This is a genomic window from Virgibacillus halotolerans, assembly GCF_016908515.1.
Classification (GTDB): Bacteria; Bacillota; Bacilli; order Bacillales; family Amphibacillaceae; genus Virgibacillus_M; species Virgibacillus_M halotolerans.
Genome location: NZ_JAFBEA010000011.1, coordinates 38782 through 53132 on the forward strand (window position 1 = coordinate 38782; position 14351 = coordinate 53132).

General features: G+C 38.6%; 10 protein-coding genes. 2 read left to right on the plus strand and 8 right to left on the minus strand.

Going from position 1 to position 14351, the window contains the following annotated elements; translation table 11 throughout:
- Positions 1-169: 169 nt before the first annotated feature.
- A complete protein-coding gene (locus JOC34_RS18785) occupies positions 170-1372 on the minus strand; it encodes an MFS transporter (RefSeq protein WP_205138332.1) in 1203 nt (400 codons plus the stop codon).
- A 116-nt stretch (positions 1373-1488) separates the two neighbouring features.
- Here JOC34_RS18785 and JOC34_RS18790 point away from each other — a divergent pair, with 116 nt between their 5' ends.
- Together JOC34_RS18790 and spoIIP are read left to right on the plus strand one after the other, a co-directional pair.
- Positions 1489-2403: a LysR family transcriptional regulator gene (locus JOC34_RS18790; RefSeq protein WP_205138333.1), complete on the plus strand. Its 915-nt coding sequence runs from the start codon at positions 1489-1491 to the stop codon at positions 2401-2403.
- A 551-nt stretch (positions 2404-2954) separates the two neighbouring features.
- Positions 2955-4139, plus strand: a complete 1185-nt coding sequence (spoIIP, locus tag JOC34_RS18795; protein ID WP_205138334.1) for a stage II sporulation protein P — start codon at positions 2955-2957, stop codon at positions 4137-4139.
- Between the two features lie 380 nt (positions 4140-4519).
- Here spoIIP and JOC34_RS18800 read toward each other — a convergent pair whose 3' ends face one another.
- The 7 genes from JOC34_RS18800 to JOC34_RS18830 all read right to left on the minus strand — a co-directional run bounded on the left by JOC34_RS18800 (position 4520) and on the right by JOC34_RS18830 (position 14333).
- Positions 4520-5701 (minus strand): GTP-binding protein, encoded by a 1182-nt coding sequence (locus tag JOC34_RS18800; RefSeq protein WP_205138335.1) that lies wholly within the window; start codon positions 5699-5701, stop codon positions 4520-4522.
- Positions 5698-6252, minus strand: a complete 555-nt coding sequence (dcd, locus tag JOC34_RS18805; RefSeq protein WP_205138336.1) for a dCTP deaminase — start codon at positions 6250-6252, stop codon at positions 5698-5700. Before dcd ends, JOC34_RS18800 begins: the two co-directional genes overlap by 4 nt.
- Before the next feature lie 17 nt (positions 6253-6269).
- Positions 6270-7943: a nucleoside recognition domain-containing protein gene (locus JOC34_RS18810; protein ID WP_205138337.1), complete on the minus strand. Its 1674-nt coding sequence runs from the start codon at positions 7941-7943 to the stop codon at positions 6270-6272.
- Positions 7937-9046 carry an NAD(P)-binding domain-containing protein gene (locus JOC34_RS18815; RefSeq protein ID WP_205138338.1) on the minus strand — a complete coding sequence of 370 codons (1110 nt, stop codon included), beginning with the start codon at positions 9044-9046 and terminating at the stop codon, positions 7937-7939. Before JOC34_RS18815 ends, JOC34_RS18810 begins: the two co-directional genes overlap by 7 nt.
- A gap of 48 nt (positions 9047-9094) precedes the next feature.
- Positions 9095-10060 carry a CobW family GTP-binding protein gene (locus tag JOC34_RS18820; RefSeq protein WP_205138339.1) on the minus strand — a complete coding sequence of 322 codons (966 nt, stop codon included), beginning with the start codon at positions 10058-10060 and terminating at the stop codon, positions 9095-9097.
- Between the two features lie 155 nt (positions 10061-10215).
- On the minus strand, positions 10216-10485 hold the full coding sequence (rpsN, locus tag JOC34_RS18825) for a 30S ribosomal protein S14 (protein WP_205138340.1): 270 nt from the start codon (positions 10483-10485) through the stop codon (positions 10216-10218).
- Between the two features lie 182 nt (positions 10486-10667).
- A complete protein-coding gene (locus tag JOC34_RS18830; protein ID WP_205138341.1) occupies positions 10668-14333 on the minus strand; it encodes a cobaltochelatase subunit CobN in 3666 nt (1221 codons plus the stop codon).
- Positions 14334-14351: the final 18 nt, after the last annotated feature.

A 14351-nucleotide genomic window follows, 5' to 3' on the forward strand; every position in this document is an offset into this window, starting at 1 on the left:
TAAATAAAAGTAAATGCTCGGATAATGTTCAAGCAATTCTTTTAACGTTTTTGCAATGATGCATTTCCTTTGTTCATCGCCATCAATATAATACTCACCGTAATCATTTGTATGATTTGGTTAAAATCTGTTTCCATTTAATTTATCAGAGGATATTCCTGAACTCACTTTATTTCGTCATACTTTCATGATTCGCTTTTCGTTCTTGATGTGCATTTTTGCCGTGTAGAAAATAATATAAAATGGAAACAGCTATAACTAAAAGAGCCATCGACCAATACAAATTTCGGTATCCTAATAATGGAATCAACATACCAAGAAGGAATGGAGCAAAACCTGCGCCTAAGTCTGCAAACATATAGAACGTTGATGTTGCAAGCCCAATTTTTTCTATTGGTGATGATTTCACAGCAATAGCTTGAGAACTTGGTATTAATGTTCCATATCCTAGTCCGATAAAAATAGCGGATAACAAAAGCAAGAACCCATTCGTTGCTGTTGCTAATAAAGCTAATCCAATCATAAAGCACAGAAAGGATGGATACATCACTTTATTTTCGCCGAAGCGGTCAAATATCTTTCCTGTAAATGGACGTGAAACCAACGTACTTACTGCATAAACAATAAAGAAAAAGCTTGCAAAATAGACAAGATTAATTGTTTGTGCGTAGGCTGTTAGAAATGAAAGTACACTTGCATAAGCAACCCCTACAAATATAGCGACAAAGGATATTGGTAAAGCTTCTTTTTGCAAGTACTTGTTTACACCACTTACTGACTGCTGCGCTTCTTGTTTTGATATAGGAACTACTTTGATTTTTTTAATTGTGAACCCAATTAAAAAAGCCACCAAAATGGTTGCTAGACAGAAAGTAAAGTTCATTTCAAATCCAAGTTGTTGATTAATTAAAATACCTACAAATGGTCCGATTGCAGACGCCACTGTTGTACTTAATGCATAGTACCCAATTCCTTCTCCTTTACGATGCTCTGGAACAATTTTTGACGCAATCGCTCCAGTCGAGGTAGATGAAATACCAAAAGCAATGCCATGTAAAAAACGAACGATTAATAATATCGCTAAACTTTGTATGGTGAAATATAATGATATTGTTAAAACGGAGGCAACAAGACCTATTAGTAAAATATATTTAGGCTGCCATTGATCTATATATTTACCAGAATATAATCGACCAACTAACATCCCAATAATAAATATTCCAGCAGCTAGACCGCCCATCCCTTCATTTGCCTGATATTCTTCAATTGTGAACAATGTAATGGTAACAATTAATGAATAATGAATGATATACATTAGAAAATTCACCAATGTAATTAACATAAAATCCTTTGTCCAAAGTTTCTCTGACAAGATACACACTTCCTTAAAACAGCAGTATGTTACTAGTATATCTATTAATAATACTGTTGTATAATTAAAATAAGTGATGTTTACATTAGCAAAACTTATACAAGGGAGTGATCATATTGAACTTTGAACAGTTACATTATATCAAGGCCGTATTAGAATACCGTTCCATAACACATGCAGCGGAAGCACTATATATCAGCCAATCTGCATTAAGTCAATCGATTGCAAACTTAGAAGATGAAATGAAACATAAGCTTTTCCATCGTTCAAGAAGCGGCACCTTCCCCACTGAAAATGGTAAAAAGCTAATACCAATTATATTAGAAATTCTCGAATCCGAATCCAAGTTAATACAAACCGCCAATGCTTTATCCACTAAATTGAGCGGAGAACTTACAATTGCCACAACTTCAACTTTATTCATGACAGTTCTTCCACAGGCACTTTCGAGATTCAAAAAAGATAACCCCCAAATTGAAGTGCGTGTTATCGAAGCGGAAAATGATGAAATTTTTCATCTCGTACAAAAACAAAAAGTTGATATTGGACTATTCTCTTTAATGGATCATCACAAATTAGACACCGCCCTAGAAATCCATTCTTTATTTTTGTCTAGTGGTTTTAAAGCAATTGTAGCGAGTAATTCCAAGCTCTCTTTTCATGAATCAATTAGTCTCGAAGACATTCGAAATTATCCATTTATTTTATTTGATCGTGAATTTTATACTGTCAACATTGAAAAGTTTGAAGAAAGTAACGGACCACTAAATACCTTGTTTAATACCAAAAACCCCAGTGTCCTATTTCGCTCAGTCTCAGCGGGTCTAGGTATTAGTATTGTTTCCGACTTAATGCTTAAAAATGATCCTTATCTTAAAACACAATCCATTGTTGCGATTCCAATTGGTTATCCTTTTAATGATGAAATTCATTTTGAAGCAATATCCAATAAAAGCAATGGAAAAAAACAACTGTTAGAAACGTTTATTTCATATATACGAAAGAACAAAAACGCTAGCACCGATTTATAAGGTAGGCAGACTGCAGTCATCGTACGAATTGGACGGATCCAATAAGATAAAGGAAACATGTCTCTTCATGGGGGTATGCCTATATTGACTAGATCGCAGTTAGTCGGCATTCTTCTGCAAGCGAATCGATGTTGACTTATCCTAATGTCGTTCAGTAGAAAAAATTTCTCGTGACAGACTGGTAGGATTAAATTCCCCGAATTTCATGAATACAGTTTTTTTATCCATAACTTTCTATCTAGCCTCAGTCTATTTTTCGGAACAGCTTTATTGTCATAAACATTACTAGGTTTGTTATCCAATACTTCAATTTTAACTGGTTAAGTTTGTGAATCATTCCCGCCAAGGCTCCGTGTCAAACCGACTATGATGCTATCTTTTTCTTTACACGCAATTCCAATCAGCGAGGAGCCAAAGTTTAGCTTCCCATTCGAAATAATTAAGGCTCTAGTATATCTATCTTTTTTCTTTTAAGCTAAAAGATTTGGTATAGTTTCTTACGTTACGACATAGATTTTACCAATGGCGTATCGTTCAGAAAGGATGGGATTATGAATCGTAATACAGACCAATATAACAAAAAAAGACGCCCACTCAACCGCATTTATCAAAAAGGCATTATATATATATCGTGTGTGATTATCTTGTTTATTTTCACCGGTATTTTAACAACCGTTTCGCCGGCATATCGCTTTTCTTCCCATGCCATCACCGAATGGACAAGTGAAATTGATAGTTCCATTTTTCTCTATTTGATGGGAATGGAAAACAAGGCATTTCTCCAAGCCTATCCGAAAGATAGAAAGTTACCGAAGTTATCTTCCACCATTTTTGATTTGGCGACAAACATTCGACCAAACGATTTCAGAAGTTTGTTAGGGAATGAGCTGCCTGGTTTTTCCACTTTTGATACGAAGATCATTGTAGCGGGTGAAGGTACCGATTATACGACGTTACCTGTTGAATCATCACCACCCCTAGAAAAAATTTTAGAGGATCGCGAAGCAGTTTTCGATGAGCCGGAAGAGGCTGACGATTCGACTGAAAAGGGTAATCAGGACAAGCGTACTACCGGCAAACGGGATGTGGTTTTTATTTATAATACACATAATCGGGAATCTTTTTTGCCGAGTTTACCGGGGGTTACAGATAAAGATTCTGCCATGCACGATAAAATAAATGTGACAAAAGTGAGTGACCGGCTAGCAAAATCACTGAAAGCAAATGGAATTGGTACAAGTGTTGATCACACTGATTTCATGCCGATCCTAAACGAAAAAGGTTGGGGGTATGCAAAATCCTATGATGCATCACGAAGTGTCGTGGAAGAAGTATTTCAAGATAATAAGGATATCCAATATGCATTTGATATCCATCGAGATTCCCTTTCCGGGGATAAAACAACAACTGAGATAGATGGAAAAAAATTCGCGAAAATTATGATTGTTATTGGTGATGATAACACGGATAATCAAACAAACCTGGCACTTGCTACCGATTTGCATAAATTGCTTGAGAAAGAGTACCCCGGATTAAGCCGGGGGGTTATTAAACGCGGGGGTGCTGGTGCAAATGGAGTATACAATCAGGATTTATTGGATACTGCCCTACTTTTTGAAATTGGTGGTGTGGACAATAATTTTGATGAGTTGCACCGTTCAGCAGATGCTCTAGCAGATGTTTTTAGTGAATTTTACTGGGATGCCGAAAAAGTAAATGCCGAAGAGGAAGATTAACGGATAATACGATTACTTATCACATTGCTGTTAAACGATTAGAATACTTCCGTATATGTAAGAAAATAGAAAGCATCATGTTAATGCTTCCTTTACTACTAGTTAGCAGCAACTGTTTTTATCAATTTCTTCAATAATTGTTGTACATTGGACCTATTACTAGCAAATGGTATATCGGTATTAATTGATTAACGGTATTAGATGATGAAGAGAGAAAACTGACAATGCTTTTAGTAGTACCCTAAATTTTAACTTGCACGATACATTTGAGATTCCCATGGCTAAAGCCGCAAGTACTACACCTTGCGGCAACCGGGTGGGATTCTTGAATGACTTAACGTTCGCAGTCCATTTCTGTTTGGAACAGCCTTCAAGATGATTTATCCTATCAAGAATGCTGGTAACGAGTCATCAAAAGAAAAAATTGGTTTTTTCTTTTCTTCTTCCGTCACTAAACATCTATTCAATAAATATATAATATTTTCCTTATCCATATTAGCACCAATAAAGACAAGCTCTGTCATCCTATCTCCAGCCTGTTCATCCCAGTCTTCAAACAAAGTTGGATCTTGTACTTTTAACGCCTCTTGTTCCACTTCGGAATAGCTCGCCAACCATCTACCTGCCCCTTCCAGCGTCATCATGGAGCCAGCCTGAGACAAGAATCCCGCTACATCATTTCTTGTGACTAACCAGAAGAAGCCTTTTGCCCGAAGTATTTCTTTTGGCCAATGCTCCAGCCATTGCTGAAATCGCTCTGGATGAAATGGCTTTCTGCTCCTATAAACAAAAGAACTAATGCCATATTCTTCAGTTTCTGGTATATGCTCTTCATTTAACTCTTTTATCCAGCCTGCTCCCTGACTTGCCATTTCAAAATCAAATTGCTCGGTATTAAGCACCTGTAATGGATCAACTTGTCCATATTTTACTGGAATGAATTTTGCTTCCGGATTTAATTTATAAAATAAAACTTTTAATGAAGCTATATCGTCGTCAGACAGCTTATCTATTTTATTTAAAACAATAACATTAGCAAATTCAATCTGATCAATCAATAAGTCAACAATCCCTCTTTCATCATCATCGGAAACATGCAGTTCCCGGTCCATCAACAAATCCTCCGATTGATAATCCTTCCAAAACTGATGCCCATCTATCACAGTTACCATCGTATCAAGCTGGAAAAAAGTATTTAAATCAATTCCTAATTCTCCATCGGCGTATACAAAACTTTGAGCAACCGGAATTGGTTCAGATATGCCGCTTGACTCAATTAACACATAATCAATGTCGAGCTTAGCTAATTTTTCTAACTCTATGATTAAGTCTTCCCTTAATGTGCAGCATATGCAACCATTTGTCATCTCCACCATATTTTCTTCCGTTCTGACAAAGCCTCCTTCCTTTATCAATTTTGCATCTACATTAATTTCGCTCATATCGTTGACGATAATCGCTATTTTCAACCCTTGCTGATTTTGAAGTAGATGATTAAGCAACGATGTTTTTCCCGCTCCTAAAAATCCGCTCAAAACAGTCACTGGAATTTTCTTACTCATTCTTCTTCCACCTTTCTTTCCTGGTCCATATATACACGACTGGGCGTAGTCCCTTTTTGAAACAAATACTTCCCGCTATATCCCTCTGTTTCCTGATCCAGCGCTGCGATAACCAGCTGGCATACACGCATACCAGCTTGCAGTCTCACAGGCACACGATTTGCATTAAACAATTCCAAGGTAATTTGTCCAGAAAAGCCCGGATCAATCCAGCCGGCATTTTGAATAAAGACACCAAGTCTTCCTATAGAACTTCTTCCTTCCACAAAGGCAGTTAAATGATCCGGTAAACCGATTTGTTCTAATGTGGTTCCCAACATAAACGTTTGAGGCGGAATCGTTATGGTTCCCTTTTCTGCTATCTCTATTTCCTGATAATTTGCCGGCTTGTCAATGGATAAATAAGGGGTAGATATGTCATCAACAACTAAAAAATCCTTCCCCAGACGCAAATCAACAGAGGCTGGCTGTATGCTTAATTCTTGAAACGGAGTTATGGACAACTGGTTGTCATATATGCACTGTTTTATCGTTTGTCCGGATAAAATCATCTATTTACACTCCTTTTTCATCCTAAAAAATATAAACCAGCAGCTAGAAATGCTGCACTAACAACACTTGTCAACATTTGCTTTCCGCCTATCGACAAAGAGGTCTTCCAGCCAAGTTCCCTGCCAATCGTAAATAAGGTCACCAAACAGGCAGAAAGTGTGGAAGCCAAATAAACCAGAATAAAAATTTGACTGAGTGACATGTCAATTAGCAGACTGCCCTGCCCTTCATTTAAGACGAGCAAACCATCCTTTCTGATAAAAGAAAAGATCAGACCTGGCGCTGCCTCTGCAGGCAGGGAAAACAAATATAATACCGGCATGGCAAGCCAGCTGAAAATGGATAATACATTTAGGCTATGAAGCACAGATGCAATCAGACATATCAACAGGAAAATAGGCATCGCCTGCAGTAAAAATTGTTTAATAGATCCGGCAACTTTCCACCAAAAAGCCTGCCAGTTTATCTTTTGTATATAAGGTAGCGGAGCGATACGTGTCAATTCATTCACTTTATCCCGGTTCCAAATTCTTGTGTGAATCGCTCCCACAACAAATAAGATAAATAAATAAGGAATAAATAAAAGTGGCGCATGGGCTGCATTAAATAGAGACAGCGTAGCTCCTATTTGATAACTGCATGCTGAACCGAATGAAATCAGTGAAACACAGGATATTCGGGTACAGCTGCTGCAGCTTCTACTTTGAAATACCGCTACAACATTGCAGCCGAATCCAGTGATGACAGGCAGTAAATCCCTTCCTGTTAAACCAATTTTACGAAGCCATGGATCCAGCGCATTTGTTACGTGTTCCTGTATACCAATTTCTTCCGTTAAGATTGTAGTAATGCTTATTAAAAGAACAACCGGAAAAGCCCATAGAAACGAATAAGAACCTAACGTGATTAACCCGTAATCGCCTACTAATACTTCAGCCAGAAAAATAGGAGCCTGATCCATCCATGAACCAATAGGCTCGAGCACATATTGCTCTGTTATCGGCTCCATCCAGCTAACAAATAAATAAGCACCAAATACGGGAAGGGCAAACATGGCAAAAATAAATAAACAAGCCAGCATTGGACCTGCTATCGGCAAGCGAAATATTGGAATTAATTGATTAACGGCATGGAAAGAGGAAGGGAGAAAGTTGAGAATGCTTTTGGCAGCCCCCCAAACCTTGGCCTCCCCAATACATGTGATAACTTTCTTCTGTGCCTTTTCATCCATCACTCTTGTATTAATCCAGACTACCGGCACCTGCAGTAATTCTCGTACCCGATTTTGTTCAGCTTGGGATGGCAAATGTTTATCACTATGTGTTGCCGCAATCGCAACTCTTTTCCCTTTCAAATTCAATCCTGCATACAACTCTGTCAATTCTTCTTTTAGATTGGTCGCTTTCACTACGAAGAGAATCGTCTTTTCCTCCTGCAAATGATCCAAAGTAAGCTGTGTGCTTTTGCTATCTACGTCCAATTGAAGTCCGGGTAGATCTGTTAATTGGATATGTGGATTTAATTTACAGGAAGCTTCCAAAGCAGATATGGTTGATCCTTTTATATTTCTTGCTAATGCACTTTTTTCACCAGTTAATTCACGAAACAAACCTGATTTCCCGACTGACTCAAATCCAATCAATAACACCTCTGTTTGACTAGGAGAAGAAGCCTGGCTGTAATCTAACATTGGCACATTTCTCCGCACATTGAAAGGTCATCTAAATAAAAGTTTTCTTGTTTATACATTTCTAAAATAGATAAATCTAAATTTAAATGACGGCCGATTGTTTCAGCTATAACTGCATAGCGCTGGCGGAATTTATAAATATAACAAAAAACATGACTATCATGCCGCAGTTCCGGTCCTGCTAAAAACAGACCAGGAGTCGCAACCGATTCATCTTCCTCATTAACTAGCACTTCATCATGCTTACCACGTGTGATTAAGTTTTCGATTAGCGTTGTACTTCCCTTAAAACCTGTTGCTAAGATTGGTCTTTCAGAGGTAAAATATACTTCCCCATCATTTGTATACACATCATATCCAGAAGCATTTTCTTCAATCTTGGTTACTGCTGTATTCCCCACAACATTTAATAAATCCGAATCAAATAAATGACGCACCCGATGATAGGTATAGACTGACAAAGCAATACTTGGATCACTATTATCCAGTTCCCATGTATTCGTCTTGGCGATGACAGTAACCTTTTTACCAAGCTTTCCTAATTGATAGGCAGCATCCATGCCACTTTCATATCCACCAATAACGATAAATTCATCTCCATCCAGCTCTTGCCAGGATGAAACCAGACTATTGTGGATGGCAAAGTCTGCGCCAGGAAAAGGTGTCAAATTTGGATATTGGTACTGTCCGCCAGCCCAGACCACGTAACGGCTCTGATAAAGACCTTCGGATGTATCCAGTGAAAAAACAGACCCCTTTTTATTTATCCCCTTTACTTGAACACCCTTTTTAATCGGAATGGCAAAATGCTCTGCCACTACATTCAGGTATTTCGCATAAGCCTCTCCAGTGGGATGTTCCATATCAAGTGTATAGGCTGGGGAAGTTTTTGGAACAACGGCATTTAAATCCGTCTGACCAAATCCTTGCGCCGGAAAAGAAGGGGTGATAAATCTCATTTCCTCTGGCCAACATAAAAAGGAAGCCCCAATTTCCTCTTTTTCTAAAATCAGACAGGATGCATTCATTTGCTTCAGTATAGATGCAACTCCGATTCCTGAAGGACCAGCTCCTACAATAATGACATCATATATTTTTTTCACAGTTACCCTCCTAAATCAAAACAATTACGATTTATAACTCAAAAAAAATTAAGCAAGGCAATATTGAAAGCCTTTTTCCAATTCTTTATGGTCAAGATGCTTTCCAATAAATACGACCTCACTTTGCTGTTTTTCGTCATCCGCCCATGCATCGCCCTCTGTACCAGCAAACAGCATATGTACTCCTTGAAACACAACTTTTTTCTCAAGCTGCTTCATAAAAAGAACACCCTTGTAACGATAGAGACTTTCTCCTTTTATACGGACTAAATAGGCAAACCATTTATTCACTTTATCTAAATCGAGCGGACGATCTTCCCGGAATACAAAAGATGTCACTTGATGATTATGATGGTGATGATGTGTTTCCTCTAGTAGCTTAGGATCAATGTTTAATACATGATCCAGCTCAAAAGATCTATTTCCTATCAAATCCTTGGTATCAATATTTCCATAAGCAGTATAGAATCGCTTCGCATTTGGATTCATTTGAATCAGCTGCTTTTCCAGCTCATTTTTCTCATTTTCTGTAATTAGATCTAGCTTATTTATAAGCAAAATATCAGCAAATGCAATCTGCTGCACCGGTTCTTCCTCCTGCAGATGCTGTCCTATATGCTTCGCATCAACCATCGTAATCACACTGTCGATTTCAAAGGCCTCTGCGGTTTGCTCGTCCATCAAAAAAGTTTGAATAACCGGAGCAGGATTAGCCATGCCTGTTGTCTCAATTACAACCCGGTCCAATCTTTCCTCCTGTTTCATTAAATTATCTAATATGTTGATCAAATCACCGCGCACATTACAGCAAATACAGCCGCTGTTTATTTCAATGATTTCTTCCCGCGTCGGTATCACCAGCTGACCGTCAATGGATGTATCACCAAACTCATTGATGATAACAGCAACCTTCTGATCTGACATATCATGTAGCAATTTATTTAACAATGTTGTTTTCCCGGCACCTAAGAAACCAGTTAAAATAGTTACTGGAATGGGTATTTCTTGTGACAATGCTTTTCCTCCTTATCCACGAAAGAAAAAACAGCTTTTACGCCAAACACCGATGGAAGCATTTTGTTTTCTTTCATGGTTTATTTAATTTTTCACCTAAAAATACAAAGGCAGCATATGATGTCATGCTACTTATACATTTTCAGCTGATCTTATTACCAGCTGGATTTTTTCACGCCAGGTACTTGCCCTTTATGCGCATATTCTCTAAAAGCAATACGGGACATATTAAATTTGCGCATATAGCCGCGTGGTCTGCCTGTAACCTCACAACGATTTTTCAAACGTGTTGGTGAAGAATCCCGTGGCAATTTGCGAAGTGCCTCGTAATCACCTTTTGCTTTTAGTTCCCTTCTTAGTTCTGCATAATGTGCAACCATTTGCTGGCGTTTTTTCTCTTTAGCTATTTTTGACTTTTTAGCCATTCTTAACATACTCCTTCCGAGGTTAACTAATTTTTCTACTTCTTCGCACTACATATCGTAATCATTACGAATTAGAATCATTATAAACCACCTAGCCTGAGATGTAAATAGTAATGATTACGATTTATAATAAAAAAATTAGAAGCTTCCCAAAATGAAAGCTTCTCTACTATTAATATAATTCATTCCATCGAGGCTTCCGATTCTAAAAATGCTTCTTTTACATTCTGCCATTCTACTTCGGAAGGTTTCCAATATCCACGTTCTGATACTTCCACCAATGTGTCCAGTAAATGGTGATATGCATGGGGGTTTGCCTGACGAATTTTTTCCTGTAATGCTTCATCTCCTACATACGTATCATGGACATGGGAGAATATCCAATTCTCTACTTTGTTTGTTGTTGCAGCCAAGCCAAGCAAATTTTCGGTATGCTTTGCCATCTGCTGTACACCATGATAGGGGTGTTCAAGCAGACCTTCTATCCATTTCGGGTTCGTCAGACGTGTTCTAACTCCCCGATTAATTGCATGCTTTACATCTTCAGTATGTGTTGTTTGCTGTGTCGTATCCGTTATATAAATCTCGACATGTTCTCCTTTTACTTTTTCAATCGACTTCGCCAATCCGCCAAAGAAATTATAATAGTCATCAATATCCGTAATTTCATATTCATGGCTAGCCCGTAGTTGGGAAACGATATCTGTTGCTTCCATATTGATATCATATAAGTCAGGAAAACTTTCTCCTCTTCTCAATTTACTATAGACATGTTGGGCATGATGTTTGTACATTTCTCCAAGTTCTTCTTCATCCATCCAGTTACCATCTTCAATCATATGATTAATCCCTGTCCCATACTCACCCGAAGCTGGTCCGAATATCCGTGATGCGGCTAAGTCAAATGCGTCCGCTTCTGTATACCCTTCGTTCAACAGATGCTCCTGTACCTCCAATGTAAAAGCCTTAAAATAATTATCTTCTTCCTGCTCATCCGCAAGTGCAAGTTTTTCAAACAAGTCATTCAATGCATCGATGACATTCGGGAATAAATCCCGGAATACCCCAGACATACTGATTGCAACATTTATTCTTGGTCTTCCCAGCTCAGCAATAGGAATAGGTTCAAATATTGTGCTTGTTGCTTCTGAATGTTTCACTGCTTTTGCCCCTACATATTCTAAAATTTGTCCAATAGTCTCTCCCTGCGTTCTCGATGTTTCAATACCCCAGAGCACACAAGCTACAGTATGAGGAATTTTCCCATTGGCTTCTTGAAATTGTGCAATGGTTGCTTTAGCTATCTCCGCACCCCTGGTAACGGCAGAAGGGCTTGGCACAGATCGTGGATCAAATTGATAGACATTAGATCCAGTCGGCAAGGACTCTGGATTTCTATATATATTCCCCGCTAATTTAGCTGGGAGATAGCCTCCGTTTAATGCTTTGATAATAGAAGAAAGCTCTTCCGTTTTTCTCACCCGATGATAAATACTTTCCCCATATGCTAAAATATCAGCAAATGCTTCTGCAAGAGTGTTTTCCTGAGTATCAGGTAAACACTTGGATTCCACATATGCTTTCAATAAGTCAGCTGCTTCTTTTTCCAACGCTGCATCTTTCCCTTGCAGCGCTGGTCTTAATTGAGATACCAGCTGCTTTAAGGTACTCCCTTTATACTCTTTTCGCAGTGTATATACCACATGACGAATCGCATCTTCATGCTTCATTCCTTCGCCAATGATATGTAGCCCATACGGAATTAAGGAATATTGCATCCGCTGCAGGTCTTGCTCTATATCACCCAATTGCTGATGGGAATAACCATTTTCATCTGCTATTTCCTGTATTTCTTTAAAAATCCCTTCACAGCGCAATGGATCAAGCTGTTCAGCTTCACGATATTCATGCAATAGACGTTCCAATTCTTCATAATCACCATACAATCCCCCATCTCTAAAAGGCGGCGCCTGGTAACTGCTTAGTACAGCGTGTGTCCGTCGCTTCGCAAGCATTGCCTCAGAAGAATTGCCGATATAATAAAAATAAAAATGCGGCAATGACTGTATCAATTGATCAGGATAACATTGGGAAGACATGCCGTTTTCTTTTCCAGGCAAATATTCCAGTGTTCCATGCGTACCAATATGCACAACGGCATCTGACTCAAATTCTTTCTCCAACCATGTATAAAAAGCTAGATATTGATAATGTGGCGGAATAGATTGATCGTGGTAATTCGCTGATGAATCTTGATCTGCTCCATTTCTGCTTGGCTGTAATCCTATGAAAATATTACCATTGATAATTCCGGGGATAAAAAAATCCTCTCCATCTGTCATTATTTCTCCAGAATAATCCCCCCAATAGCTCTTCAGACGTTCCCAATCTAAATTATGGCTCCAGTCCGCTTTTGCTTTTTGAACAGGATATCGTAATCTTTGGTGCAAGTCCTCATCTACACCCCAGCTTGTTTCGTTAAATAACTGACGCTGTCGAAATTGCCTTTCCAATTCTTCTTCAGTCATTCGTTCTGCCTGATATCCTTCATCAGCTAATTTATTTAATAAGGCGGAAATGGAACGGAACGTATCTAAAAAGGAACCGCCAAACAAATTCCCTTCCCCCGGCGGATAATTATATCCAATAAGCGCAACCCGCTTTTGGCTGTTCTTCGTTTTACGCAATTCCAGCCAGCGCTCGATACGATTCATAAAATAATCGACCCGCTCTTCCATAAGAACAAGCTCTTTTTTCTCAAATTGATATGCTTTATCAAAACCTGCTGATTGGATCGCGGCAATGGGATAGGTCTCAACAGCACCATCCAGCTCTGGCAAAACAACGTTCACCATGGCTTCTACTGGAGAAAGTCCTTTAGCTTTTTCCCATTCTGTTAAAGTGGTGCGTGTCAGAAAGAATGGATGAAGCATAGGAATATTCAGCTTCTCCAGCCAATCTGTCACATCTTCTCTGTCTCCTCCTATTGGTCCAGATCCAAGACGAAAACCGACAAAATTCACAATGAGTTGTATATCATCCAGCATTCCAGCAAATATTCGGTCCAGACTTTCCAAGTCAATCTTCATAATACTTGTTAAACCGATGGGAATAACCGAAGCAACTGGTCTTAAACGTTCGATAAGCTCAGCAATCACATCTGCGGACTTTACTCTTGCTTGGGAAGCAATGTAGAAAAAAACAATCTTTGATTTTGGTAGATCCTGTTTGGACTCTTGTAAGAATACATCTGCACTGCTGTAATATTGACCAGTGCCAGGATCGATAATCCCTGTTTTCTCTGCATAACTAGGGGCTTTTGCTACAGGAACATCCGGATCTCCATAAAGATTTGCCGCAAAATACATGAGTTCCTTCCAATTCACAATACTGGAAGCATGCCAATAGCTTTTTATCTGCTCATAATTTTCTATCGCACATTCCTTCAATTTCCGCTCCGTCTGGTTCAACTCTTTTGATTTATCAGATAGGGTAAGTTCTCCTGATGGTGGCTTAATTTGAATATCTTCCCCTCGTAATGCGGCAAAACTAATAAGCCTCTCCCACTTCGATCCGTTAACCATCAACGATATTTGATCACATTCATACGTTTTGCATATCTCTGCCATTTTCATGACCACAGCATTCTTAACTCCGTGTGGATCATAGATAAATAGATTAGCTGTTTGACATACGTGTTCAAATCGTGTCCATTGTTCTGCACTTAACGATTCTTCGGTCAAAAATAAAGATAGCTTTATATTCGGATAGACTTCACTTACCTTCTCATGCGCTTTCGCTGCATCAGCCAATGTTCCAGATGAAGCAGTCGCAAAAATAATATGCACTGTTTTTCTCCCCCTTCT